At 57.1% G+C, this 23,827-nt stretch carries 19 protein-coding genes; 7 read left to right on the forward strand and 12 right to left on the reverse strand.

Going from position 1 to position 23,827, the window contains the following annotated elements:
- Positions 1-114: 114 nt before the first annotated feature.
- The 3 genes from ACYVHC_RS02315 to ACYVHC_RS02325 form a co-directional block, all read right to left on the reverse strand.
- Positions 115-2,160 (reverse strand): S9 family peptidase, encoded by a 2,046-nt coding sequence (locus ACYVHC_RS02315; RefSeq protein WP_460613124.1) that lies wholly within the window; start codon positions 2,158-2,160, stop codon positions 115-117.
- 379 nt (positions 2,161-2,539) lie between these two features.
- On the reverse strand, positions 2,540-5,170 hold the full coding sequence (locus ACYVHC_RS02320) for a valine--tRNA ligase (RefSeq protein ID WP_460612045.1): 2,631 nt from the start codon (positions 5,168-5,170) through the stop codon (positions 2,540-2,542).
- A 198-nt stretch (positions 5,171-5,368) separates the two neighbouring features.
- Positions 5,369-5,719, reverse strand: coding sequence for a 4Fe-4S dicluster domain-containing protein (locus ACYVHC_RS02325; protein ID WP_460612046.1), 351 nt, complete (start codon positions 5,717-5,719; stop codon positions 5,369-5,371).
- 223 nt (positions 5,720-5,942) lie between these two features.
- Here ACYVHC_RS02325 and ACYVHC_RS02330 point away from each other — a divergent pair, with 223 nt between their 5' ends.
- Both ACYVHC_RS02330 and ACYVHC_RS02335 read left to right on the forward strand, forming a co-directional pair.
- Positions 5,943-6,971 (forward strand): aldehyde dehydrogenase family protein, encoded by a 1,029-nt coding sequence (locus ACYVHC_RS02330; RefSeq protein ID WP_460612047.1) that lies wholly within the window; start codon positions 5,943-5,945, stop codon positions 6,969-6,971.
- A 122-nt stretch (positions 6,972-7,093) separates the two neighbouring features.
- Complete coding sequence (locus ACYVHC_RS02335) at positions 7,094-7,405, forward strand: hypothetical protein (RefSeq protein ID WP_460612048.1); 312 nt, start codon at positions 7,094-7,096, stop codon at positions 7,403-7,405.
- A gap of 222 nt (positions 7,406-7,627) precedes the next feature.
- On the opposite strand, the gene ACYVHC_RS02340 is transcribed toward ACYVHC_RS02335, so the two are convergent.
- The 9 genes from ACYVHC_RS02340 to xerD form a co-directional block, all read right to left on the reverse strand.
- Entirely contained in the window at positions 7,628-8,500 is an 873-nt protein-coding gene (locus ACYVHC_RS02340; RefSeq protein ID WP_460612049.1) for a nucleoside phosphorylase, read from the reverse strand.
- 212 nt (positions 8,501-8,712) lie between these two features.
- Entirely contained in the window at positions 8,713-9,666 is a 954-nt protein-coding gene (trhO, locus tag ACYVHC_RS02345) for a rhodanese-related sulfurtransferase (RefSeq protein WP_460612050.1), read from the reverse strand.
- Positions 9,667-9,771: 105 nt separating this feature from the next.
- Positions 9,772-10,404: an LbetaH domain-containing protein gene (locus ACYVHC_RS02350; RefSeq protein WP_460612051.1), complete on the reverse strand. Its 633-nt coding sequence runs from the start codon at positions 10,402-10,404 to the stop codon at positions 9,772-9,774.
- A gap of 109 nt (positions 10,405-10,513) precedes the next feature.
- Positions 10,514-11,785 (reverse strand): hypothetical protein, encoded by a 1,272-nt coding sequence (locus tag ACYVHC_RS02355; RefSeq protein WP_460612052.1) that lies wholly within the window; start codon positions 11,783-11,785, stop codon positions 10,514-10,516.
- Between the two features lie 45 nt (positions 11,786-11,830).
- On the reverse strand, positions 11,831-13,117 hold the full coding sequence (locus tag ACYVHC_RS02360) for a DUF2851 family protein (protein WP_460612053.1): 1,287 nt from the start codon (positions 13,115-13,117) through the stop codon (positions 11,831-11,833).
- A gap of 149 nt (positions 13,118-13,266) precedes the next feature.
- The gene (locus ACYVHC_RS02365; protein ID WP_460612054.1) at positions 13,267-13,911 is read right to left on the reverse strand and encodes a LolA family protein; all 645 of its coding nucleotides are present in this window, start codon (positions 13,909-13,911) and stop codon (positions 13,267-13,269) included.
- 121 nt (positions 13,912-14,032) lie between these two features.
- Positions 14,033-17,062: an FtsK/SpoIIIE family DNA translocase gene (locus ACYVHC_RS02370; protein WP_460612055.1), complete on the reverse strand. Its 3,030-nt coding sequence runs from the start codon at positions 17,060-17,062 to the stop codon at positions 14,033-14,035.
- A 121-nt stretch (positions 17,063-17,183) separates the two neighbouring features.
- Complete coding sequence (locus ACYVHC_RS02375) at positions 17,184-18,920, reverse strand: DUF6044 family protein (RefSeq protein ID WP_460612056.1); 1,737 nt, start codon at positions 18,918-18,920, stop codon at positions 17,184-17,186.
- 49 nt (positions 18,921-18,969) lie between these two features.
- On the reverse strand, positions 18,970-19,872 hold the full coding sequence (xerD, locus tag ACYVHC_RS02380) for a site-specific tyrosine recombinase (protein WP_460612057.1): 903 nt from the start codon (positions 19,870-19,872) through the stop codon (positions 18,970-18,972).
- 207 nt (positions 19,873-20,079) lie between these two features.
- On the opposite strand from xerD, the gene aroQ reads away from it, so the two are divergent.
- From aroQ to ACYVHC_RS02405, 5 genes are all read left to right on the forward strand, one after another.
- Entirely contained in the window at positions 20,080-20,526 is a 447-nt protein-coding gene (gene aroQ, locus ACYVHC_RS02385; RefSeq protein ID WP_460612058.1) for a type II 3-dehydroquinate dehydratase, read from the forward strand.
- 149 nt (positions 20,527-20,675) lie between these two features.
- Complete coding sequence (locus tag ACYVHC_RS02390; RefSeq protein WP_460612059.1) at positions 20,676-21,743, forward strand: aminotransferase class V-fold PLP-dependent enzyme; 1,068 nt, start codon at positions 20,676-20,678, stop codon at positions 21,741-21,743.
- Between the two features lie 44 nt (positions 21,744-21,787).
- On the forward strand, positions 21,788-22,348 hold the full coding sequence (locus tag ACYVHC_RS02395) for a MarC family protein (RefSeq protein ID WP_460612060.1): 561 nt from the start codon (positions 21,788-21,790) through the stop codon (positions 22,346-22,348).
- Positions 22,349-22,450: 102 nt separating this feature from the next.
- Positions 22,451-22,918, forward strand: a complete 468-nt coding sequence (gene rnhA / locus ACYVHC_RS02400; protein WP_460612061.1) for a ribonuclease H family protein — start codon at positions 22,451-22,453, stop codon at positions 22,916-22,918.
- Between the two features lie 75 nt (positions 22,919-22,993).
- On the forward strand, positions 22,994-23,716 hold the full coding sequence (locus ACYVHC_RS02405; RefSeq protein WP_460612062.1) for a tRNA1(Val) (adenine(37)-N6)-methyltransferase: 723 nt from the start codon (positions 22,994-22,996) through the stop codon (positions 23,714-23,716).
- Positions 23,717-23,827 lie beyond the last annotated feature (111 nt).

Genomic DNA, 23,827 nt, shown 5'->3' on the forward strand with positions numbered 1-23,827 from the left:
CGTGACCCTGAAATATTTAAGGCGGGTTTGGTTGGGGTAAACAAAAAAGCCGCTCCCTTGGCGGAGCGGCTTTCTATTTTATTTGTGCGACAGTACTAAGTTCAGGAGCCTTGGCTACGCTTTCACCCCTAGCAGCATGAGCATGAAGGCAAACTGCCGGGCCGTATCGTTAATGGATTTAAAGCGGCCGGAGGCCCCACCGTGGCCGGCAGCCATATCGGTGTGCAGCAAGAGCAGGTTGTTGTCGGTTTTCATGGTGCGCAATTTCGCTACCCACTTGGCCGGCTCAAAGTACTGCACCTGCGAGTCGTGGAGGCCGGTAGTTACGAGCATATTGGGATAGGCCTGGGCTTTCACCTGATCGTAGGGCGAGTAGCTGAGCATATACTCGTAGAACTCCTTCTTATTCGGGTTGCCCCATTCGTCGTACTCGCCGGTGGTCAGCGGAATGCTTTCATCCATCATGGTCGTTACCACATCCACGAACGGCACGGCCGCCACTACCCCTTTGTAGTACTCGGGATGCAGGTTTACCACGGCGCCCATCAGCAGGCCACCCGCCGAGCCGCCCATAGCAAATAACTTCTGGGCTGAGGTGTACTTCTGGTCAATCAGGAACTTAGAGCAGTCGGTGAAGTCGGTGAAAGTGTTTTTCTTCTTGAGCTTCTTGCCGTCTTCGTACCACTGCCGGCCCATTTCCTGCCCGCCCCGGATGTGGCACACCACGTAGGCAAATCCCCGATCCAGCAGGCTTAGGCGCGCGGCGCTGAACGTGGGGTTCATGGTAATGCCGTACGAGCCATACGCATACTGCAGCATGGGCGCGCTACCATTCTTCTGAAAACCTTTTTTGTACACGATAGACATCGGAATCTTCGTGCCGTCGGTAGCGGTGGCGTACACGCGTTCCGTCACGTAGTCTTCCTTCTTGAAGCCCCCTAGCACGGCCTGCTCCTTCATGAGCTTGCGCGAGCGGGCGTTCATGTCGTAGTCGTAGGTAGAGGCCGGCGTGGTGAGGGAGGAGTAGCTGTAGCGCAGCACCGGCGTGTCAAACTCGGGGTTAATGCTGATGGCGGCCGTGTAGGTGGGCTCTCCAAAGTTGAGGTAATGCTCCTGCTTGTCCTTCCACCGAATTACGCGCAGCTGCAGCAGCCCTTCCTTCCGCTCACCGAGCACGAGGTAGTCCTTGAACAGCTCCATGTTTTCCAGAAACACGTCCTTGCGGTGCGGAATCACCTCCTGCCACGCGGTTTTGGCGGTGTTGGTAACAGGCGTTTTCAGGAGGCGGTAGTTAGGAGCACCGGCGTTGGAACGCACATAAAACTGGTCGCCGAAATGCTCTACATCATACAAATGGTCGGCTTCGCGGGCTAGGAACACCTTCAATGGAGCCGTGGGGTTTGCGGCTTCCAGGTACCTAGTTTCCGACGACATGGTGCTGCCGGCCTGCAGGAAGATGTACTTGCGCGATTTGGAGCGCCCCACCTGAATGCGGTAGGTATTGTCCTTTTCTTCGTACACCAGCGCATCTTGCTTAGGGTCAGTGCCCAGCGTGTGGCGGTAGAGCTGGTAATCGAGGAGCGTGGTGGGGTCTTTGCGGGTATAGAAAACCGTTTTGTTGTCGGCGGCCCAGGCTGCGTTGCCGCTGGTGTTAATAATCTGCTCCGGATACAGCTGACCGGTTTTCAGGTTGCGGAAGCGCAGTGTGTACAAGCGGCGGCTCACCACGTCCTCGGAGTAAGCCAGCACTTGGTTGTCGTCGCTGACCTCGAAGCCGCCAATCTGGTAGTAGGCCTTGCCCTTACCGAGTTCGTTGGCGTTGAGCAGTATTTCCTCCGGTGCCGTCAGGCTACCCTTCTTGCGGCAGTAAATCGGGTACTCGGCCCCGGCCTCAAAGCGCGTGTAGTAGTAGTACCCATTGTCCCGGTAAGGCACCGACTCGTCTTGCTCCTTGATGCGGCCTTTAATTTCCTGAAACAGCTTTTCCTGCAGGCCTTTCACGGGTGCCAGTTGCTGTTCCGTGTAGGCATTTTCGGCGTTGAGGTAGCTGATAACCTCCGGGTTTTCGCGCTCATTTAGCCAATAGTAATTATCGGTGCGGGTACCGAAAGGCGAGGTGAGCTGCTTGGGCTTAATAGCCGCTACGGGTGGTTTGAGCATGGCAGTTGCGGGGGCCGACTGAGCCGCAGCCGTGCCGCTTAGCAGCACGCCCAGGCCCGTCAGCCAGATATAGATTCGGTTCATAGCGCAGAAGTTAAGGTGAACGACTACACTAAAGGAAAGAGAAAAAGTGGAATGTTGGTATTGTTACTTCCTACTGCTGAGGTTGCTACCAACACAGTGAACTCCAGAACGTCCTGCTGAGTGGAGTCGAAGCATCTCTACCGCTGGCTACTTACCTGGACTAGTGCCTCCAGCAACGAAGCGGTAGAGATGCTTCGGCTCCGCTCAGCATGACGGTTTAGCTCACTGAATAGGCTAGCAAACAAAAAGGCCGCCACGTTACCGCGGCGGCCTTTTTGGCAGACTGTTACTAGGCTTACATGGCCGCCAAACTCTGCTCCAGGGCCGTAATTTTAGATTCCGCGTCGGCCAGCTTTTGCCGCTCGCGTTCCACTAGGTCAGCCTTGGCGTTCTGCACAAATTTCTCGTTGCTCAGCTTTTTCAGCACCGAGTCGCGGAAACCCTGGGCGTATTCCAGCTCCTTGGTCAGGCGCTCTTTCTCCGCTCCTAGGTCAATCTGGCCTTCCAAGGGCACGAAGAACTCGGCACCGCCCGACACGAAACCAACCGAAGCAGCCGGCGCGGCCTCTACTACACTAATTTCGGTGAGAGCGGCCAGCTTCCGGATGATGCTGTCGTAGTCCTGCAGCAAGGCCACGTCGTCGGTTTTGGCGGCGAGGGTTAATGGCTTGTTAGGGCCTAGTCCTTTCTGGTTCCGGATGTTGCGCACCCCGGCCACAATGTCGAGGGCCCGATCCATGCGGGCCAGTAGCTCGGTGCTGTTGGGTACCAGCGGGGCTTTAGGCCAGGCCGCTACGCACACGTAGTCCTTGGGGCCACGCTCGGCCAGCTCATGCCAAATTTCTTCGGTGATGAAGGGCATGAACGGGTGCAGCAGCTTCAGCAGCGTTTCCAGGAAGCCGGTGGTGTGGCGCAGCGTTTCGGGGTCAATGGGCGCCTGATACGCGGGCTTGATCATTTCCAGGTACACAGAGCAGAAATCGTCCCACACCAGCTTGTACACCGTCATCAGCGCATCACTGATTCGGAACTTCTCGAAGTGCTCATCAAGGTCCGTGAGCGTGGTTTGCAGCTTGGCCGTGAACCACTCCACCGCTTTATCATTGGCGAAGGGTAGCGCAGCGTCTACTTCCCAGCCTTGGGTGAGGCGGAAGGCATTCCAGAGTTTGTTGCAGAAGTTGCGGCCCTGTTCCACTAGCTTCTCATCGTAGAGCAGGTCGTTGCCGGCCGGGGCCGAGAACAACATGCCCGTCCGAACACCGTCGGCGCCGAACTGCTTGATGAGGTCCAAGGGGTCGGGCGAGTTGCCGAGCTGCTTGCTCATCTTGCGGCCCTGCGCATCGCGCACAATGCCAGTCAGGTACACGTTGCGAAACGGAATTTCGCGGCGGTACTCCAACCCGGCCATAATCATGCGGGCCACCCAGAAGAACAGAATGTCCGGGCCGGTTACTAGGTCGTTGGTGGGGTAGAAGTAGTTGACGTCGGCATTATCAGGATCCTTAAATCCATCAAATACCGAAATCGGCCATAACCACGACGAAAACCACGTATCGAGTACGTCTTCATCCTGGCGCAGGTCCGTGAGTTGCAGGTCGTCGTTGCCGCTTTGTACCCGAGCGAGCTTCAGCGCCTCTTCTGGGTTCAAGGCTACCACGAAGGTGCCATCGGGTAGGTAGTAAGCCGGAATCTGCTGGCCCCACCATAGCTGCCGCGAAATGCACCAATCGCGCACGTTCTCCATCCACACCCGGTAGGTGTTCTTGAACTTGGCAGGGTGCAACTTTACCGTGTCGTTTTCTACTACTTCCAGCGCCGGTTTTGCTAGGTGCTCCATTTTCAGGAACCACTGCATGCTCAGGCGGGGCTCGATAACGGCCTTGGTGCGCTCTGAGGTTTGGACGATGCTGGCGTACTCCTCCACCTTTACTAGGTGGCTGGCTTCCTCCAAGTCCTTCACAATGTTGCGGCGCGCGGCAAAGCGGTCCTGTCCTACGTACAGCACTGCTTTTTCATTCAGCGTGCCGTCGTTGTTGAGGATATCGATAACGGGCAGGTTGTGCTTTACGCCCAGCTCGTAGTCGTTCAGGTCGTGGGCGGGCGTTACTTTCAGCGCGCCCGTTCCAAAGTCAATGCTTACGTATTCATCCAGAATTACCGGAATTTCACGACCAAGCAGCGGAATGCGCACACTCCCGCCGTGCAGGTGCGTGTAGCGCGGGTCGTTGGGGTTTACGGCCACGGCCACGTCGGCCATAATGGTTTCGGGACGCGAAGTAGCTACCGTCAGGAACTGGCCCTCCTGCCCCACTACCTCGTAGCGCAAGTGGTACATCTTGGCCATCACGTCCTTCGGAATTACTTCCTCGTCGCTCAAGGCAGTCTGGCCCAGCGGGTCCCAGTTTACCATGCGTACGCCGCGGTAAATCAGGCCTTTCTGGTGCAGATCCACGAATACGCGCAGCACGGCATCGGTCAGCTCGGGCTCCATAGTAAAGCGCGTGCGGTCCCAGTCGCAGGAAGCGCCGAGCTGCTTGAGCTGCTCCAGAATGATGCCGCCGTACTTCTCTTTCCAGGCAAAGGCGTGCTCCAGGAACTGCTCGCGGGTTAGGTCCTTCTTCTCGATTCCCTGCTCTTTGAGCAAGGCTACTACCTTAGCTTCGGTGGCAATAGAGGCGTGGTCGGTGCCGGGCACCCAGCACGCTTCCTTACCCTGCATGCGCGCCCGGCGCACCAGCACATCCTGAATGGTATTGTTCAGCATGTGGCCCATGTGCAGCACGCCCGTCACGTTGGGCGGCGGAATCACGACCGAATAGGGCTGTTTGCGCGGGTTGGCTTTGGCTTTGAAGAAGCCCTGCTCCTGCCAGCGCTGATACCATTTGGCTTCAACGTCGGCGGGGGTATAGGTTTTGGCGATAGACATCGTCGGAGGGAATCAGTTCAGAATACGGGCAAAAGTAGGCAATTCGGGCGGGGCCGGGAAATGCAGCGGGTTTCAGGAAACCAGTGGCCTAGCGCGCTGGCAGACAACCAACGTCACAAAACCGGTTACTACCCCCTTAAAAAACGAAGAGCCGCTACGGCAGCGGCTCTCCTCTTCAACAACAGTGGTCAGAAGAACTTACGCCTCCTGGTGTAGCCACTGCTTTTTGGTTAGGAGCTTCTCCTGCGATTCGCGGTAGTCGGGGTCATCTACGCAGCAGTCCACGGGGCACACGGCGGCGCACTGGGGCTCTTCGTGGAAACCCACGCACTCAGTGCACTTATCCGACACGATGTAGTAATACTCGTCGGAAATAGGCGTTTGGGGCGCAACCCCCGAAACGGTTGCTCCGCCATCAACTTGCACTTCTTTCAAGCTGGTGCCATCGGCCCAGCGCCACTGGGCACCGCCCTCGTAAATAGCGGTGTTCGGGCATTCCGGTTCGCAGGCACCACAGTTGATGCACTCGTCGGTTATCATGATGGCCATAGCCTGGAATTGTCTTAAAGGGTAGGGAAACAGTACTGTTAACTAATACGCAACCAACCAACGGCCGGATGCAGACAGGCAAAATTAGGAATTAGCCGTACTCAACAAGAATTTTGAGCGTGAATTCCGTATTCTCCTATGGAATCCTGTTGGGTAGCCAAAAGGTTTACTGACCGAAGCTACGCAATCCATTTTCCCCCATTCGTCTTCATTTCGTACCCATATGACCCACGCCGACCGCCTGGCCGCTTTCGTGGCCCTAGGCCAGCGCCTTACGGAGCTTACCTCCTCCCCAGCCCACGCCGATGAGCTGGAGTCGTTGGCGGCCCGCGCCCGCAACCAAAATAACTGGTTTGATTTGCCTAACGTAACCTCGGCGCTGCGCGGCATTGCCAAAATGCTGGACGAACAGCCCCTGCGCCACTGGGCTGGCCGCTACCCCTCTGAGCCCGCGCAACCCCGCCAGGTGGGTGTGGTGATGGCCGGTAACATTCCGCTAGTAGGCTTCCATGATGCGCTGTGCGTGCTGCTCTCAGGCCATATTCTGCTAGCCAAACTTAGCTCCGATGATACCGTGCTGATGCGCTGGATTCTCGATGAGCTAACTAAACTGGAGCCACGCTTTGCCGAGCACATCAAGCTAGCCGACCGCCTCAACGCGGCCGATGCATTCATTGCCACTGGCTCCGACAATACGGCCCGCTATTTTGAGTATTACTTCGGCAAAAAGCCCAACATCATCCGCCGCAACCGCACCAGCCTGGCCGTGCTTACGGGCCGCGAGACGGACCACGACCTGGGGATGCTGGGAGAGGATATTTTCCGCTATTACGGGCTGGGCTGCCGCAACGTGAGCAAGCTCTACGTGCCCGAACACTACGATTTCACGCCCTTGCTCGACTCGTTACAGCCGTGGCACCGCGTGCTGGAGCACAACCGCTATCAGAACAACTACGACTACAACAAGAGCATCATGCTCGTGAACCGCGTCCCGCACCTCGACTCTGGTTTCCTGCTCCTCACCCCTAGCGCCCAACTGGTTTCCCCTATTTCGGTACTGCACCACGATGCCTACAGCCACGAGGTGGACCTGGCGCTGCGCCTGACGGAAGTAGCCACTCAAACTCAGTGCATTGTATCGGCGGGCGGGTTGTATCCGGGCAGTTTCTCTTTCGGTCGGGCGCAGGAGCCGGGCGTATCAGATTACGCTGACGGTGTAGATACGATGGCCTTTTTGGCGGAATTGGCGTAAACTAAGCGGAACAGTAGAGCGGCAGCATATGGGCAGCCCGCTGTTCATTCGTTCTTCATTTGGAATGCGGCACTTTCCTGGCCTTTCCCTGTTCTGCGAGTATCACCTATTTCCCTACGACCATGATTCCCGAACTAAAAACTACCGATCCGGCCATAGAAACCATTGAGAAAGAAGCTATTCCCAGCATGCGCTTTGCCGCTGAGGACGTGCTGACTGATAAGGCTGCAATCCAGCGGCGGCGCCACGATGCGGAGCGGGCCGCCACCTTGGGCAACGCCTACCACGGCAAGCTTGATATTTATTTCCAAACCGCGGATGGTTCTATTAAGCGCGTGTATACTACCGTTTGGGCCACACACGAAGAATACCTCACGCTTAAATCAGGAATATCACTACCCCTGAAGGCCGTACTAAGCTTCGACTTCTATTAATCACGGATTGGAATGGATGTATCGGATTACACGGAGTTTCCGCTGACTAGCCCGACTGTGTTGTTCGGCAGTTTGCGCAATAACGCGACCTAGTAGCCCAATGGCCCCGACGTTCTGTAATCACAAAAAAGCCCGCCTGACAAGTCGTCAAGCGGGCTTTTTTGTAGTTACAGGAGTACACAGAGAATCTGTGCAATCCGATACTTCCGTTTCAATCCGTGATTAGATGCGCTCCAGGGTGGTGGCAATGAGTTTGTTTATCACTTCCTCGGAATTAGTAGCAAATTCACCGGTGGCGCGGTTGGCCACAATAGCGTTCAACGACGTCACCTCGTGGCCCAGCATGCGGCCCAGCGCATAATAGCCCGCTGTTTCCATCTCGAAGTTGGTCAGGCGGAACTCACCCTCAGCACTCTGGTAGCGGAACTGCTGGAACTCCTGAATCAGATTGGTTAGGCGCAAATCAAGGCGTAGCACGCGACCCTGTGGGCCGTAGAAACCGGGGCAGGTGAGCGTGTTGCCCGGTATCATGCCCGCGCCCAGCTGCTCACGCAGCAAATCGGAGCCGCGCACGCAGTACGGGCGGTAGTCGAGCTGCAACCGCTGCTGGATACCGCGGGCTACTTCTACTTCCAAGCCGGTTTCTACCAGCGGGTAAAACTGCATCAACGAATCAAGCCCCACGGCGTGCTCCGATACCAACAGCGAGCCTACCGGAATATCGGCCTGCAACGAGCCGCTGGTGCCCACGCGCACAATGCGCAGGTTGATGCGCTCCTCCAACGGGCGCGGCTCCCGCGTTACGAAGTCGATGTTGACCAGCGCATCCAGCTCATTCATCAGGATATCGATGTTATCCGTGCCCATGCCGGTGCTGATAACCGTGAGGCGCTTGCCGCGGTAGTAGCCCACGTGCGTCACAAACTCACGCTTCTGAATGATGGTCTCGATGGAGTCGAAATGCTGGCTTACCGTGGGTACGCGCTCCGGGTCGCCGACCGTAATGATGGTTTCCGAAATATGGTCGGGTAGCAGGTTCAGGTGATAGACGCTGCCATCCTTATTGAGGATCAGCTCCGATTCGGCGATGGGCATAACAGGGGGATTTTTGGGAAAGGAAGGTGCAATGGTACGGCAAAAACCGCAGTTTGGGTTTGCGCGCTTTCGATACCTAGGCAGGAGTGCCGGAGGTCAAAAAGAAAAAGCAAAGGATCTTTCCCCAGTAATACGAGTCGATGAGACGATGGTCGTACAACTAAGAAAAGATCCTTTACTGGGTTTGGGCTATGGCCGGGGCTAGTAAAACCTTAACGCACTGGTGCCCGGTACGATAGCAGCCCTTGCTCGGGATTGTAGTTGTTGCTGTTTTTGGGGTACGTGCCGGTACCATCGTAGGGGCGCTTCTCGGGGTGCTCCTGGCACGTAGTGGAGCAGGCTCCTTCTAGCTGCTGAGCGCAGGCTTCGCAAAGGGGCACGTGGGCGTTGCAGTGCGGGTTGGCGCAGTTCACCATCCGGTCGGAGGGCGTGTGGCAATGGTGGCACTGGCTGATGATGCTGGGGTTCACACTGTTCACGTCCACTGCCACGCGGCCATCAAATACGTAGCATTTGCCCTCAAAATCTTCACCGCCGGCTTCCAGCCCGTACTTGATAATGCCGCCGTGGAGCTGGTACACATTCTCGAAGCCCTGCTCCAGCAAAAAGGCGCTGGCCTTTTCACACTTGATGCCGCCGGTGCAATATGTCAGTACTTTCTTGCCTTTATACTGCTCCAGTTCCTGCACCTTCTCCGGAAACTCCCGGAAGTTCTCGATGTCGAGGGTGATGGCATTTTTGAAACGGCCGAGGTTGTGCTCGTAATCGGAACGCACATCCAGCACCACCACGTCGTCCTGGTCCTTCATATCCCGGAACTCGGTGGGCGACAAGTGAATGCCCGTGCGCTCGTAGGGTTTAATGTTAGGCAAACCGACGTGCACAATTTCCGGCTTCACACGCACGTGCAGCTTTTGGAAGGTGTGCGCGGGTGCTTCCTCCACCTTAAACTCCAACGCCTCAAAACGCGGATCGGCCTTCACCAGACGCATGTACTCCTCACAATTAGCCCGCCGGCCCGAAACGGTGCCATTCAAGCCTTCCGGCGCCACAATAATGCGCCCCAGCAAATGCAGGCTCAAACACAGCCGATGATGCTCCTCCCGAAACTGGTCGGGGTTCTCGATGGGCGTGTAGCAGTAATACAGTAGAACGAGGTAATCCATCTTTATGAGTAGAAGTAAGATGTCGGAACGCAGAGCTCAGGCCATTCTGGCCGCAAGTACCAACAACTGGCCGAGTCCGGCGCTCTTCCTGTCTAGATTCTAAAACTAAACCTTCTGGGCGGGGTTGCCGAAAACGGTCTGACCGGCCGGCACATCAGCCACCACCACGGAGCCCGCGCCTACGCGGGCCTTGGCCCCGATTTTCACGCCGGCTACTACCACGGCTCCGGCCCCGATGAAGGCCAACTCGCCTACCAGCACTTCAGCGTTCAGAATGGCGCCGGCACCTAGTTGGGCGTAGTCTCCTAGCTCCACTTTCACGTCAACTACTGCGTTGGGGCCCAGAATGCAGCCGTCGCCGAGCTTGGCCGTGCCAGCTACCACGGCATTGGCTCCTACCAGAATGCCGTGCCCCAGCCACGCGTGCTGTGATACGCTGGCGCGCTCATGAATAGCATTTACGGGAGCCACCTCGTATTCCTCGCGCAACATGCTGGTGAGGCTGCGGCGGCTGGCCGTATCTTCAGTAGCCACAAATACTTCGCACTTCTTGCCCAGCAGCTTGAGGAGCTCTTTGTCGTCGGTGTTACCCATTACGGGCACATCGTTGAGTTCGGTATTCTGCAGCGCCGCGTTATCATCGAGCAGGCAATACACTACCACGTCGTTGCTTTGGAACGCATCAAGCGCGGCCGTACCAACAGCTTGCGCGCCCAGAATAATTACAGGATTTTCCATACTATTGAAAACGGCCACAGCGGGCCGATGCGTTTATTTTTTGGACGACAAAGATACAAGATCTGTCGGGGACCTATCCCATACCAGCTAACCCAATGTGCAGCGCCTGTTACAGCTTGAACCGTTGCAGTAACCGCTTGGCATACTCGTTCTGAAAAAGCAGCATCAGCAAAAACGGCAAGAAGGTAACCCGGTACCGGTTCAAGGTTCCCAGGTTGGGGGTAGTAAGCCCCAGCAAAGCAGCTATCAGGCAGCAATACACTACTAGGGCCACTACCAGCGCGAAGGGTAGCTGACCGGCTTGCCCCCGCAGGCAGGCTAGTACTGCCACTCCTATAGCCAACAGTAGTACCAGGTTTTCCAGCCCGGCCAGCAGGTACAAGGGTGAAGAACCTTCCCACACCCACGGCCGCGCCAGCGCATTCCCAATGGCAGCAGGTGTATTGCGGAGCACGCTTTCCGTGGTGGGGCGCAGATCGTTGTACGTTATGTGGGGTTTGCCGTGGGAGGTGCGTAGCAACTCCGTGTAGTTGCGCTGCAACTGAGAGGTGAATTTGTTGGCACGAAAGGCGGGGCTTACTTCACTGGCCGCCCACGCCCCAGCACCCAACAGGCTTAACACCAACAACAATTGCACTAGGCGCGAACGGGCCCCACCCATCTGCTGCACTACCCATATTACCCCTAGGCCTGCCAGCGCCCCAAACAGCACTACCGCGAAGAAATACCGCATTTTGAAATGAAGTACCGCAGCACCCATCAGTAGCAGCCATGCCCGCCACGCCTGGCCGGCGCGGCCGTAGGTTTGCCGAATTACGAGGGCTAGTACCAGCACGCCGCTGGCTACTAGCAGGCTCTCTTTTGTCAGGCCCGAAGTCCAGTACACCACGGTGGGCCAGAGTAGAAAAGCTACAATTGCAGCACCGGGCACGGCATTCGGCCACCGGAGCTGTATTTGCCGCACTAGCTCCCAACTCCCAATAAAGCTGCACAGCGTAAGGTACACACTGCTCAAGGCAGCATTTCCCAGGCTGGCCAGATTAAATACCGAAAGCAGCTTTATTAGAAACAACGTATTCGACATTCCATGGAACACCAGTTCCTCGCCTTGCCAGTGAAACTCGTCGGTAGGCAGCATCTGGAGCCACACGCCTGGGTTATGCCAGAGTTGCTCCGTCATGCGGTTGGCCCAGTCCTGAAAATACTTGGCGTCTTCAGTTAGCGCACCTACGGAAATGGCCGTGGCGACCAGCTTCAGCAGCAGGGTTGGCAGCACCCACCGCCCTAGTCCGGGCAGGCTACGCACCCTGGGCAGCCACCGCAGCAACAGCCCTACTAGGGTCAGATTTAGCGCAAAGGCAACAAGGAGCTTTAGCAGCAACGGTACAGAGCGTAAAAATACAAACCCAGCTGCTCCTTCCGCAGCCTAACCACGCCGCAAGATACTAGCTCCGATGGCACACGCGACACAGCGCCGTGGCGTACAGTAGCCTTTGTGCAAGGCCAACAGCCCCTGCGAGTCGGCAGCGGACCGATGGCGGAAGCCGGCATCAGCATATGCGTCGGTGATATGGTTATGCTCAGGTGGCAGCTGCTCCAATAGATTCACTGCCTCCTCAATCAGGCTGGTATTGCCCACATGCTGGGCGTAGGCTACCCGCAAGGGCACAACCAGGTTGATCAGTAGCAGATGAATGCTAGCCCGACCTAGTAACGCTACCTTTCCAGATTTACCAGGTCGGTAATGCGTTTGCCAATACTCGGGTAAGGAAGCTGTAAAAAACTGCTCCAGCGCCGCTAGGCTCTTGGCTGTGAGCAGGGCATCAAACAGAGCAGGCCGGGCATGCAATAGCCCAACCAGCTGGGCCAGGCGCACAGTTGGGAAATTGGCCGGACGCATGCGCAGGAAGTTCCAGTCGTGGGGCACCAGGGCGGTACCGCGCAGGTTATACTTATGCTGCAGAAAGCTGTATTCGCGGCTTAGGTCCTGTATGTAAGCATCAGTCAGCAGTTCGGGCGCCTCCAGAAAACCTGCCTGCCCGAACACTAGGGCCGCCAACTGGCGATCATCATGCCGATGCCGCCGCACAATGGTTAGGGGCAACGCCTTGGCCAACCGCGCCATGGGCTCCGCATTTTTCTTAAACCCAAAGGCTGCTGCCAGCACGTGCCAAGTGGTAGCTTCCCAATCCTGCTCCTGCTGCCGGTGCAAATCCAGGATGGCCGCTGCCTTCTGCTCTACCCGCTCCAGCAGCGTCCGGTCCAGCATCATGGTGCGCGTAAGCTCCGACACCTGAGGTAGCAGGGCCGAACAAGGCAGTATAGCCTCCGGAGGTTGGTTTTTCAGCTGCTCGTAGGAGGCTAACTGACCGCTCTCAATGCGTAGGGCCAGCGCCAGCGCCGGAATCAGAGAGCCGTCGAGGCGCGCTACCTCCGCATCAGCAGTATACACCACGTGCAGCACCACCTGGTCGTACTTCGGGTCATATTGGTGCTGGTGGCGGTGCCAGTCAGAAGCCCGCACATGAATCTCTACGGCCCCATTCCACTCTACTTCTCCAAGTTGCAGGCGGGCATTCAGAAAATCGGGGCCAGCATCGGGGTTGCGCTGGCCAGGCCGCAGCACCGTAATCAGTTGGCCATCTTCGGTGCGTAGGTTGGTTTTATCAAAATACTGGTGTTGCCAGATATAGTGTAGGAAATCTTCCTGCATAATGTATAAAGCAGAACAGTAGCAGTTTAGCGCGTTTGACGCAGCTTAATAAAAGACTGAAAGTTCTTAAAGAAGCTTGACAACGCAAAACGGCCCGCTCCTGCATGTTGCAGAAGCGGGCCGGTCAGGATGGCAGAGCCACTAGCTTGTTAGCGGAGGTCAATCACCTTTACGCCTTTGTAACGGGCTTTGTCGAAGGTGAAAGTTGTTGCATCCGTGGGCACGTTGGGCTGGAATTTGCTGATGCGGTAGGTGTAGCGGTTGCCGTTCTTCTTGAACATCTGCCAGCTTTTCACCGACTTATCTTTCTTGCTCACCTTCAGGCGCACTTTGTACACCGGGTTGTTGCGGTCCTCGGGAGAAAGCTCGATAACATCCACTAGCTCACCACCGTCCTTAGCTTCCTGCACGTAGGCGTACTTGTAGCCTTTTTTGTAGAGGGTAAAAATTTGGGAAGGCGAAATTTCCTGGTCTTCGGGCTCGTAATCAGAGATATTCACTTCATTCTCCGACTTCATGTACGTCCACATGGTCTGGCCATTGTTGATGACCTCCTGGCCGCTCATTTTCAAGCGAAACTTCTGGCCGCTCACGGTAATATCGCCGCTCAAGTTCTCTTTCACTTTGGCCGCATCGTTTTCGAGGGTTTGGGTGAAAGAGGCTTTAAAGGCTTTCATTGCCTGATATTTGGCACTCATCTGATCCAGAATCTTCCCGGCTTTGGGATCCTGCTGCGCCGTGGCCACGGAGGTCAGCGACACGGAGAGGGCGAGCAGGGCGAGGTATTTTTTCATTGCAAAAAGAGAGGTGTTATTGGAGAGCTTAGCGTAAGAACGTAGAACTCGGATAAAGTGTCAGCGCCAGCTGTAAAAGTGAAGAACAAAATCTGGGCGCGAAGTTCTAGCCGTTGAGCTCTTACTTAGGCAGGCTATTCAACAACTGTTCCAAACTGTATTCATCCGGAATTAAAACCTCCCGGGCCTTACTACCCTCAAATGGGCCCACAATGCCGGCGTGCTCCAGCTGGTCAATTAAGCGGCCGGCGCGGTTGTAGCCTAGCTTCAGGCGGCGCTGCAGCAGCGAAGTGCTACCCTGCTGGTGCGTCACGATGACGCGGGCAGCCTCTTCAAACATGGAGTCGCGCTGGGCGGGGTCCATATCTTCCAGGTCGCCGTTGCCACCGCCGCTTTCCCCTACTACTTCCGGCAGATGGTACGCATCAGGGTAGCCCTGCTGCTCGCCTACGAAGTCGCAAAGGCGGTCTACCTCGGGCGTATCGATGAAGGCGCACTGTACCCGAATGATGTCGGAACCCTGAGAAATCAGCATGTCGCCCTGGCCTATGAGCTGATCAGCACCCCCGGCATCCAGAATGGTGCGCGAGTCAATTTTGCTGGTCACTTTAAAGGAAATCCGGCAGGGGAAGTTGGCCTTGATGATACCCGTAATAACGTTTACCGATGGGCGTTGGGTCGCCACAATCAAGTGAATACCGATGGCGCGGGCCAGCTGGGCCAGGCGGGCAATCGGAGTTTCCACCTCTTTGCCGGCGGTCATCATCAGGTCAGCCAGCTCGTCGATTACCAGCACAATAAAGGGCATGTAGCGGTGGCCCTTCTTGGGGTTGAGGCGGCGCTCTACAAACTTGCGGTTGTACTCCTTCAGGTTGCGGCAGCCGGCATCTTTAAGCAGGTCGTAACGCTTATCCATCTCCATGCAGAGCGAATTAAGCGTGTTTACCACCTTCTTGGTATCGGTGATGATGGGCTCCTCCGTATCGGGCAGTTTGGCCAGGAAGTGGCGCTCAATTTTGTTGAAGATGCTCAGTTCCACCTTCTTCGGGTCGACGAGCACAAACTTCAGCTGCGAGGGGTGACGCTTGTAAATCAGGGAAGCCAGAATCACGTTCAGACCCACCGATTTACCCTGGCCCGTGGCACCGGCCATCAGCAAGTGGGGCATTTTGGCCAGATCAACCACAAATACCTCGTTGGTGATGGTGCGGCCGAAGGCAATGGGCAAATCCATTTCGGTATGGATGAACTTCTCGGTGTTAAACACCGACCGGATGCTCACCATCTCCTTCTTGGCGTTCGGCACCTCAATACCAATAGTACCCTTGCCCGGAATGGGGGCGATAATACGAATACCTAACGCCGCGAGGCTCAAGGCAATATCATCTTCTAGGCTCTTGATTTTGGAGATACGCACCCCGGCATCGGGCACAATTTCATACAGCGTAACCGTAGGGCCGATAGTGGCCTTGATGCTGGCGATATTGATGCCGTAGTGCCCTAGTGTCTCGACGATGCGGTCTTTATTGGCTTCCAGTTCCTCCTTCGATACCTGGGCTTTCGCTACCCCATAATCGTTGAGCAACTCTAGGGTAGGGTACTGGTAGCGCGGCAGATCAAGGGTAGGGTCGTATTCGCCGGTGGGCATTACTTCCTCTTCCTCATCTTCCACGGCAATAACAGCCATATCAGCCCCCGCAGACGGATCGAGCTCGGGCGTAGTAGTAGCATCCTCTACCTCAAACGACAACCCGGCCCGTGACGCAGGCGCAACTGCCACCGGAGGGGTTGGGACGGCCGAAGGGGGTAGTGGCGTACCATCATCCACCAAATCAGCCAAGGACAAAGGAGTTGGAACACTTGGTTGGGTGGCCGCAGCTTTAACCGCTGGCTCCGCCTCCGACACCTCAAAGGAGAAGCTAGGGCCACTAGGCACTGTAGGCGTGGCAAGGCTGGCAGCTGCCAGTGCGGCGCTAGCGGCGGGCGCTACGCTGAGTGGCACCGAGGCAGCCGTGCCCAAACCGCCGGCTGCCACTGTAGCTGCAGCCCCCGCCGATGACGTGCCGTTGGTTGAAACGCCAAACGCCGGAGCCGATGCTACCACCGGACCTGTCCGCTGTGGCGCTACCGCCGGCTCATCATCTTCCTCAAGCTCATCTGTATCTACTTCAGGCGCAGTAGCTTGCGGAGCTAGCGGACCTACGCGTTTAAGCGTGATGCCCAGCGCATTATCCTCTTCTGGCTCGTCCTCCGCTTCAAACACAGATGGATTAGAAACGTGGTTACCCCTAGCGGCTGAACTAAATGCGGTACGCTCCGTTTCGAACGACTCTTCCTCGTCATCGCCAGCGCTACGGCGCAGGTTTAGGTTGAGGCTGGTTACGTTAAAAAAGAAAACCACGAACGATATCAGCAGGAAGGCTAGCAACAGCACCGTCCCCCACCCTATCAGGCTATCCAGCCAGAACGCGGTTTCGTAGCCGACGCCGCCGCACAGGAAATCGAGGCTGTGCGCTAGGCTGGGGTCAACCTCAGGGCTCTGAACGGTGAGCACCACATACCCAAGCAAGACACTGAGCCAGAGCATAATGAACAGGCACAAGGCCAGCACGTAGGTAAACGAGACGCCCGCCCGCCGAAACACGATTTTATAGCCCAGGAAAAAAACGATGGGGATGGCCGCGAAAGCCGCCACACCAAAGCCTTTCTGGATAAGGAACTGTGCTAGCATAGCCCCCACTAGCCCCAGCCAGTTGCCGGTTTCCTGTCCCGCTTCCTTGAGCGGAGTCCGGTCCACGGCTTCCGTCACGCTTTGGTCGGCTTGGCCCGTGAACAGGAAGGAAATGAAGGCAATGGTGAGGTAAATGGAGCCAATCAGGAAGAAGAAACCCAGAAAAAGCTGAAACCGCCGATCGCGCAGAAAGCCAAAAAGCCCGCTGAGATTTACCGCCGGAAGCTTAAGGGGCTTGCGCGGCGCTTTGGACGCGGCAGCAGCTTTGGGTTCGTTGCGGCGGGTTTCGCGCACAGGCTCGGGCGCAGCAACCGGCTTAGGCTGGTTGCGGGCTGAGCGCGGCTCGGCGGGCGCCGGACGAGGTTCGTTGGTGCGGCCTTGGGCCGCGGCAGGTTGTTGCTTGTAGGTATTTTTAGCCATTGAGACACGCCAAAGACCAAATCTAGGCAATTGCGGTGAGTAACTGAGTAGCCCGGCGGCTAAGCAATTTAGAGGTAAACCTCTAGTTTATCCTTTATTTCTCAGCTGCTCAGCACATCAGCTACTGCGTTTCATACAGCCAAATGTGCCAGTAAGCGCCCGAAGAGGTGTAGTCACGGACTAGGCGCAGCCCACTTTCCTCGGGGCGGGCCAGTTTAGCAGCCGATAGCACGTAGCGCCCGCCCAACTGCTGGAAGGCCCTAGAATTGAAGTACCAGTGCTGCACCACCCGCTCCGGCAACGCTGCCACCCGGAAATTCTTGCCCAGCTCGGCCGAAAATAAGTAGCAGCGGTTACCCCAGGCATCAAAATACGTTTGCAACGCGGGGCTCCGAGCTAGCTCCGCAGCTATGAGCGGACGGAAAGTGCGCTTGTACGTGAGCGGATAGTTGTTCTGGTACGCATCGAGGGTATAAAAATCATTCAGGGAAGCCACCGCCGGCGGAAATCCTAGGCAAGCAACCCGATACTGGGCTGGCGCCAAGGTGGTTTGGGCACAAATATCCTGCTGAATTCGGGCAAAAAGATGGGGGGCAACAAAGGCGGCGTAGGTGGGCTCTGAGGCGGGCAAGTTGCCAAGTAGACGCCGCGCATTATTGGCCCACTCCGTATTCAGGGCCAGCCCCAGCACCACTTGTAAGGCCACCACGCTGCCCTGCAGCCACCCGGCGGGCAGGTAGCGCACGCTCAGGCCCAGTACCCCAAACCACAGCAGCGGCGTGAGGAAATGAAAGCGCGACAGGTTGAACACCCTAATAATCGGCATCGCATCGGACAACGCCCGAGCCAGATGCGGATAAAAACCACACACGAGCGCCAGTACCACCAGCACCCCCAGTAAATCCCCCAACCGCTTCAGCAGCTGCAAACGGGCCAATTGGGTTGGGGCCAGTAGCAGGGCTAGGGCGGCGACCGCTAGGGGCACGTACCGCCAAAACTGCCCCGAGTGGTAGTGCCCCAGCAGAAAGTAGCGCCGCGCCCATGCCAGCCCCACCCCTACCCCGGCGTTCGGGACCAACCGGTCAAAATCGAATTCTACCCGATGCGGCACATACTGCTTCCCAATTAGCAGGGAATACAGCAGCGGATACTCCACCACGGCATAGCTGAGCGTCAGCACCAGTAGCCCTAGCACGGGCCGCCATGCTACGCATCGGTTTCGGATGGCATCCCAGGCTACGGCCACGCCAGCGCCGGCCAGCACAAACACACCGGCCATCACTAGCCCCGACCACGCCGCAAACCCCACCAGCAGCAACCAGTCGAGGAGGCGGCCGGGACCCCGGCGCAGGTTTAGCAGGGCCAGCACTACGGCCGGTTGCCCCAGCACCGAAACCCCATACACGGTGTAAGTAGGCAGCACAGCCCAAGCCAGGGCCAGCCCCGCACAAAGCCACCGCTGGGCAGCCTCCGGAAAGCCGTACCGGCGCAGCAGCGCATACATGGCCAACAAGCCCGCCAGCCGCACCAGAAGCTCATGGCACAAGTACGCACTCAGCGGCGGCAACACCTTCATCAGCCCGACGAGTGGCTGCAAGCCGGGCCGCAGCGCGTTACGGGGCACACCATGCAGCAGCCGCTCAATGGTATCGGTAGGGCCATAGGCCAGCGCTTTGCCTTCTTTTACTAGAGCATACGCCACCGGCAACTCCCCGTCCAGGCAGTCATCAATCAGTATGAACGTATTGCCCGAGCTGCTTACATACACCAAGCTCAGCAGCACCAAGGCCAGCACCGCCCAGCCCAACGGGGGCAGGCGGAAGTTGGCTCGGGCGGCTTTCGCAAAGGTATTGGGCATGCAGTATCAGCTGAAAGGCGGGCGGGCTAGCTGGGTGGCGCGAAGGTGCCTAGCTGCGCGGATGAAACTCGATGATAACCTGCCGCAGGTAGTCTCGGTCGAGGTGGGTGTAGATTTCGGTGGTGGTGATGCTTTCGTGCCCGAGCATTTCCTGCACGGCCCGCAGGTCGGCGCCGCCTTCAATGAGGTGCGTAGCAAAGCTGTGCCGAAAGGTGTGCGGGCTAATGCTTTTCTGAATACCGGCCTTCACCGCCGACTCCTTGATGATGTTGAACACCATAATGCGGGAAAGGCCGCTGCCGCGCCGGTTCAGAAACACCGTGTCTTCGTGGCCGGGCTTGATTTCGAGGTGGGCCCGGATGCCTTGCAGGTAAAACCCTAAGTGCTTGAGCGCGTCGCGGCCAATGGGCACCAGCCGCTCTTTGCTGCCCTTACCAGTCACGCGCACGAAGCCTTGGCCGGCATAGAGGTTGGAAAGGCGCAGCGTGGTTAGCTCGCTTACGCGCAAGCCAGAGCTATACAATACCTCCAGAATGGCGCGGTTGCGCGTGCCTTCGGCCGTACTCAAATCCACAGCGGCCAGCAGCTGCTCTATTTCGGGGTAGCTTAGCGTATCGGGCAGTTTGCGGCCGGTTTTGGGCGCGTCCAGCGTATCCGTGGGATCTAGGGAAAGCATGTCTTCCATAATCAGGAAGCGGTAGAAGGCCTTGATGCCCGATAAAATGCGCGCCTGCGAGGTAGCCGACATGCCCAGCCCCCCGAGCCAGCCCAGAAAGTCGCGCAGAATGCGGGTGGTCACTTGCTGGGGCGAGGCGGGTAGCTTTTCCAGCTCCAGGTACTGGCGCAGCTTCTGTACATCGTGCACATAAGCTTCCACCGAATTCCGCGACAACGATTTTTCTAGCTGAAGGTAGCCTTCAAACTGCTTGAGGGCGATGGACCAAGTTGACATGCGGGGCGGAAACTCAGGAAGGAAAAGTGGGAATCTAGGCTGGTAAAGGTAGCTGTGATTCGGGTGGGGCAGCAAAATAGTGGGGATTGTCGCTTCAGAGTGCACTCAGATTGGTTCTAACGGCAGAAGGTCTTTCCTTGCGCTCCGGTTCTCCGCTACCTTTACCTAACTCGGGTACCAGCCCTTCTGCCCCTTACCCCCTATCCTATGCAAATCCTGCTTCTGAATGGACCCAACCTTAACCTGCTAGGTCGGCGCGAGCCCGGCATCTATGGTACCCGCTCGTTTGAAGACTACCTGCCCGAGCTACGCGAAGCCTTTCCGCAGTTTACACTGGAGCACTTCCAAAGCAACCACGAGGGCGAGCTGCTGGATAAGCTGCACGAAGTAGGCTTCAGCTACCACGGCATTGTGCTGAACGCCGGCGCCTACACGCATACCAGCATTGCCCTAGCTGATGCCGTGGCCGCCATTCATACGCCCGTAGTGGAGGTGCACCTGAGCAACCTGCATGCCCGTGAGGAGTTCCGGCAGAAAAGCCTGCTAGGGCGCCATTGCGTGGGCAGCATCAGCGGCTTCAAGCTGGATAGCTACAAGCTGGCCCTGCATTACTTTGACGGCCAGCGGCCCAAACGGGTAGGGTTTCGGGTTTAATTGAGGCTAGTAACATAGGAAACCAAGTAACGGCTTCGTTGTAGCCTGCAGGCAGGCAAGAATAACAATGCGCATTTCCCTGTTTACCTAGCACTCCACTTCGCGAGGTTCCTACCTTTGCGCTTCCTTTCCCTCAGACTTCCTTCACTATGTATACATTCAATCCTGGCCCTTCGCAGGTGTATCCGCAGGTACGCCAGTATCTTCAGGACGCCTTCGACGAGGGCTGGCTTTCGGCGCCACACCGCGGCGAGCGGTTTGTGCAGCTCATGCGCCAAACCGTGCAGGAGCTAAAAAATAAGCTCAACATTCCGCAAGATTACACCGTGTTCTTCATGAGCTCGGCCACGGAATGCTGGGAAGTACTGGCCCAAAGCTTGACGCCCAACAAAAGCTTCCACCTGTACAATGGCGCTTTTGGGGAGAAATGGTTTGAGTACGCCAAGGCCCTGCGCCCAGGTAGCGTAGGCATTCAGTTTGGCCTCGATGAAGTGCCGGATGCCAAAACGCTACCTGCCATGGACGACCAAACCGACTTGGTGTGCATCACGCAGAACGAGACCAGCAACGCCACGCAGCTGCGCGACGGGGTTATTCTGAACATCTACAACCGCTTGCCCTCCAATGCTTTGCTGGCGGTAGATGCTACCTCCTCGTTGGCGGGCATTCAGCTCAAGTATATCAGGGCCGATATCTGGTTTGCCTCGGTGCAGAAGTGCTTTGGGTTGCCTGCAGGCCTTTCCGTAATGCTACTCTCGCCACGAGCCGTGGAACGCATTCGCCGCATTAATGAGCGCAGCCACTACAACTCGCTGATGGCGCAATACGAGAAGATGCTCAACTTCCAGACCAACCTCACGCCCAACGTGCTGGGAATATATCTGATGAGCCGCTCCCTCCACGACCGCACGGCCATTAAAACTACGCACCATCACCTCGTTGACCGGGCTACCAAGCTCTACGACTACTTTGACCAGGCCACGCAGCTCTCACCACTTATCCAGAACCCGGAGGCGCGCTCCACTACAGTTATCGGTTTGCAGGGTCCGCCCCCGCTGATTGAGGAAGTGAAGCGCCGGGCCCTGTCGCAGGGCCTGCAACTGGGCAGCGGCTACGGCAACCTCAAATCAACGAGCCTGCGCATTGCCAACTTCCCCGCTATTCCGGATGCTGCTTTTGAACAACTGGTTCAGTTTTTTGCCCGCGAATTCGCTTAAAACCAGCGCCCGCCGCGCCACCCTCTGCATAACCCCCGCGATTCATGTTTTCGCTTAAGGAAATAGCCTCCGTCACGCTCACGCTGTTTGCCATCATCGATATTCTGGGCTCCATTCCGATTATCATCCAGATTCGGCAGCGCGAGGGAAAAATTCAGTCTGAGAAAGCTACGCTGGTTGCCGGCGTGCTGATGGTAGCCTTCCTGTTCCTGGGTCAAAGCATTCTTTCGTTGTTTGGGGTTGACTTCCAGTCGTTTGCACTGGCAGGCGCCATTATCATTTTCCTCATTGGTATGGAAATGATACTGGGCGTGGAGCTTTTCAAGCATAACCCGCTTACCTCCACCGGCTCTATTGTGCCGCTGGCGTTTCCGCTGATTGTGGGTGCCGGCACCATGACGACGCTGCTTTCACTGCGGGCGGCCTATCAGCTGCCCAACGTGCTGGCTGGCGTGCTCGTGAACTTGGTGTTTGTGTATCTGGTGCTCAAAAGCTCGGCCTGGATTGAGCGCAAGCTCGGGAAAGCCGGCGAGGACATTCTGCGCCGCGTGTTTGGCGTGATTCTGCTGGCCATTGCCATTAAATTGTTCAAGAGTAATTTTTAGGGTTTGCGCTCCTCAGGAGCCTAGTACCTGCGCCTGCGCTTCGACATGTATTTCCCCAAGCACCGGCTACTAGGCTCCTGAGGGCTTCAAACCCACTGTAGTATGATTCATTTGTATACCGATGGCTCTTCACGGGGCAACCCGGGGCCCGGCGGCTACGGCGCCATTCTGCGTTTCGGCCAACATGAAAAAGAGCTGACGCAAGGCTTCCGCCTGACCACCAACAACCGCATGGAGCTCTTGGCCGTGATTGTGGGCCTGGAAGCCATCAACCGCCCTGAGCTGCCCATTACCGTAGTTACAGACTCGCGCTACGTGGTAGACGCCGTAGAAAAGCGCTGGGTATTTGGCTGGGCCGCCAAGGCCGATTTCGGCAAGAAGGCTAACGAGGATTTGTGGCGGCGCTTTCTGAAAGTGTATAAGCAGCGCACCGTGCACTTTAAGTGGGTGCGCGGCCACAACGGCCACCCCGAAAACGAGCGGTGCGACCAACTGGCCGTGGGCAGTGCCACCCGTGGTCCGCTGCTTATTGATGAAGGCTACGAGCTGATTGAAGCCAAACGCGCCTAGCACCTTGTGGCTCCTTTGACCCTAGTAAACGGGGTTTGAACCGAACCTAACCCTAGTAATTTCTCCTGTTCCAAGGTGGCCAATACCTACTTCCAGTTCAAGCAGTTTCGTATTGAGCAGGGCCAATGCGCCATGAAAGTGTGCACCGATGCGTGCGTACTGGGCGCAGTAGCGCCCGTGCAAGGTGCGGCGCGCATTCTGGACATTGGCACCGGCACGGGCTTGCTGGCGTTGATGGCTGCCCAGCGCAACCCCACTGCCCAGCTGGTAGCCGTGGAGCTGGATGAAGCCGCCGCCGCGCAGGCAGCCGCCAACTTTAGGGCTAGCCCGTGGGCAGAGCGACTGGAGCTGCGGGCCATGCCCCTAGCCCAGCTGGCGGCCTCAACCCCTGCTCCCTTCGACCACATTCTCTGCAATCCGCCTTTTTTCCGCAACTCGCTCCGCTCCCCCGATGGCCCGCGCACCACGGCCCGCCACACCGCCACAGATAGCCTCACGTTTGCGGAGCTGGCCAAGTTCGCGGCTGATTTTCTCGCGCCCGCGGGCCAGCTGACGGTGTTACTGCCCCCCCCAGAAATGCAGCATTTCGAGCAGGATGCCACGGCTGCCGGTCTCTACCCGAGCGTGCGCCGAGTTATGCAACACCGGCCGGGCAGCAAGCCGTTGCGGCACATTACCACCTTTGGGCGGCAGGCAGACCTAGTAACCGAGGAACTACTAGCCCTTCACGAAAAGGAAACCGAAGCCTACACGCGCCAATTTCAAGAGCTACTGGGGCCGTTTTACATGGCGTTGTAACCTAGCAAGAAGCCATCAGGCTGCTTAGAGAATTACTGCACTTCTAGAAAACGGTCATGCTGAGCGGAGCCGAAGCATCTCTACCGCTTCACATGAGGTCAGTAGTTAGCT

Source organism: Hymenobacter seoulensis (assembly GCF_054780535.1).

Bases quoted from the DNA above. Each gene is read 5' to 3' on its own strand.
- ACYVHC_RS02330 (WP_460612047.1), top strand. From the start codon at position 5,943: ATGACCCACGCCGACCGCCTGGCCGCTTTCGTGGCCCTAGGCCAGCGC.
- ACYVHC_RS02360 (WP_460612053.1), bottom strand. From the start codon at position 13,117: ATGCAGGAAGATTTCCTACACTATATCTGGCAACACCAGTATTTTGAT.
- xerD (WP_460612057.1), bottom strand. From the start codon at position 19,872: ATGTCAACTTGGTCCATCGCCCTCAAGCAGTTTGAAGGCTACCTTCAG.
- aroQ (WP_460612058.1), top strand. From the start codon at position 20,080: ATGCAAATCCTGCTTCTGAATGGACCCAACCTTAACCTGCTAGGTCGG.
- ACYVHC_RS02365 (WP_460612054.1), bottom strand. From the start codon at position 13,911: ATGAAAAAATACCTCGCCCTGCTCGCCCTCTCCGTGTCGCTGACCTCC.
- ACYVHC_RS02325 (WP_460612046.1), bottom strand. From the start codon at position 5,719: ATGGCCATCATGATAACCGACGAGTGCATCAACTGTGGTGCCTGCGAA.
- ACYVHC_RS02370 (WP_460612055.1), bottom strand. From the start codon at position 17,062: ATGGCTAAAAATACCTACAAGCAACAACCTGCCGCGGCCCAAGGCCGC.
- rnhA (WP_460612061.1), top strand. From the start codon at position 22,451: ATGATTCATTTGTATACCGATGGCTCTTCACGGGGCAACCCGGGGCCC.
- ACYVHC_RS02320 (WP_460612045.1), bottom strand. From the start codon at position 5,170: ATGTCTATCGCCAAAACCTATACCCCCGCCGACGTTGAAGCCAAATGG.
- ACYVHC_RS02375 (WP_460612056.1), bottom strand. From the start codon at position 18,920: ATGCCCAATACCTTTGCGAAAGCCGCCCGAGCCAACTTCCGCCTGCCC.
- ACYVHC_RS02315 (WP_460613124.1), bottom strand. From the start codon at position 2,160: ATGCTCAAACCACCCGTAGCGGCTATTAAGCCCAAGCAGCTCACCTCG.
- ACYVHC_RS02390 (WP_460612059.1), top strand. From the start codon at position 20,676: ATGTATACATTCAATCCTGGCCCTTCGCAGGTGTATCCGCAGGTACGC.
- ACYVHC_RS02350 (WP_460612051.1), bottom strand. From the start codon at position 10,404: ATGGAAAATCCTGTAATTATTCTGGGCGCGCAAGCTGTTGGTACGGCC.
- ACYVHC_RS02340 (WP_460612049.1), bottom strand. From the start codon at position 8,500: ATGCCCATCGCCGAATCGGAGCTGATCCTCAATAAGGATGGCAGCGTC.
- ACYVHC_RS02335 (WP_460612048.1), top strand. From the start codon at position 7,094: ATGATTCCCGAACTAAAAACTACCGATCCGGCCATAGAAACCATTGAG.
- trhO (WP_460612050.1), bottom strand. From the start codon at position 9,666: ATGGATTACCTCGTTCTACTGTATTACTGCTACACGCCCATCGAGAAC.
- ACYVHC_RS02395 (WP_460612060.1), top strand. From the start codon at position 21,788: ATGTTTTCGCTTAAGGAAATAGCCTCCGTCACGCTCACGCTGTTTGCC.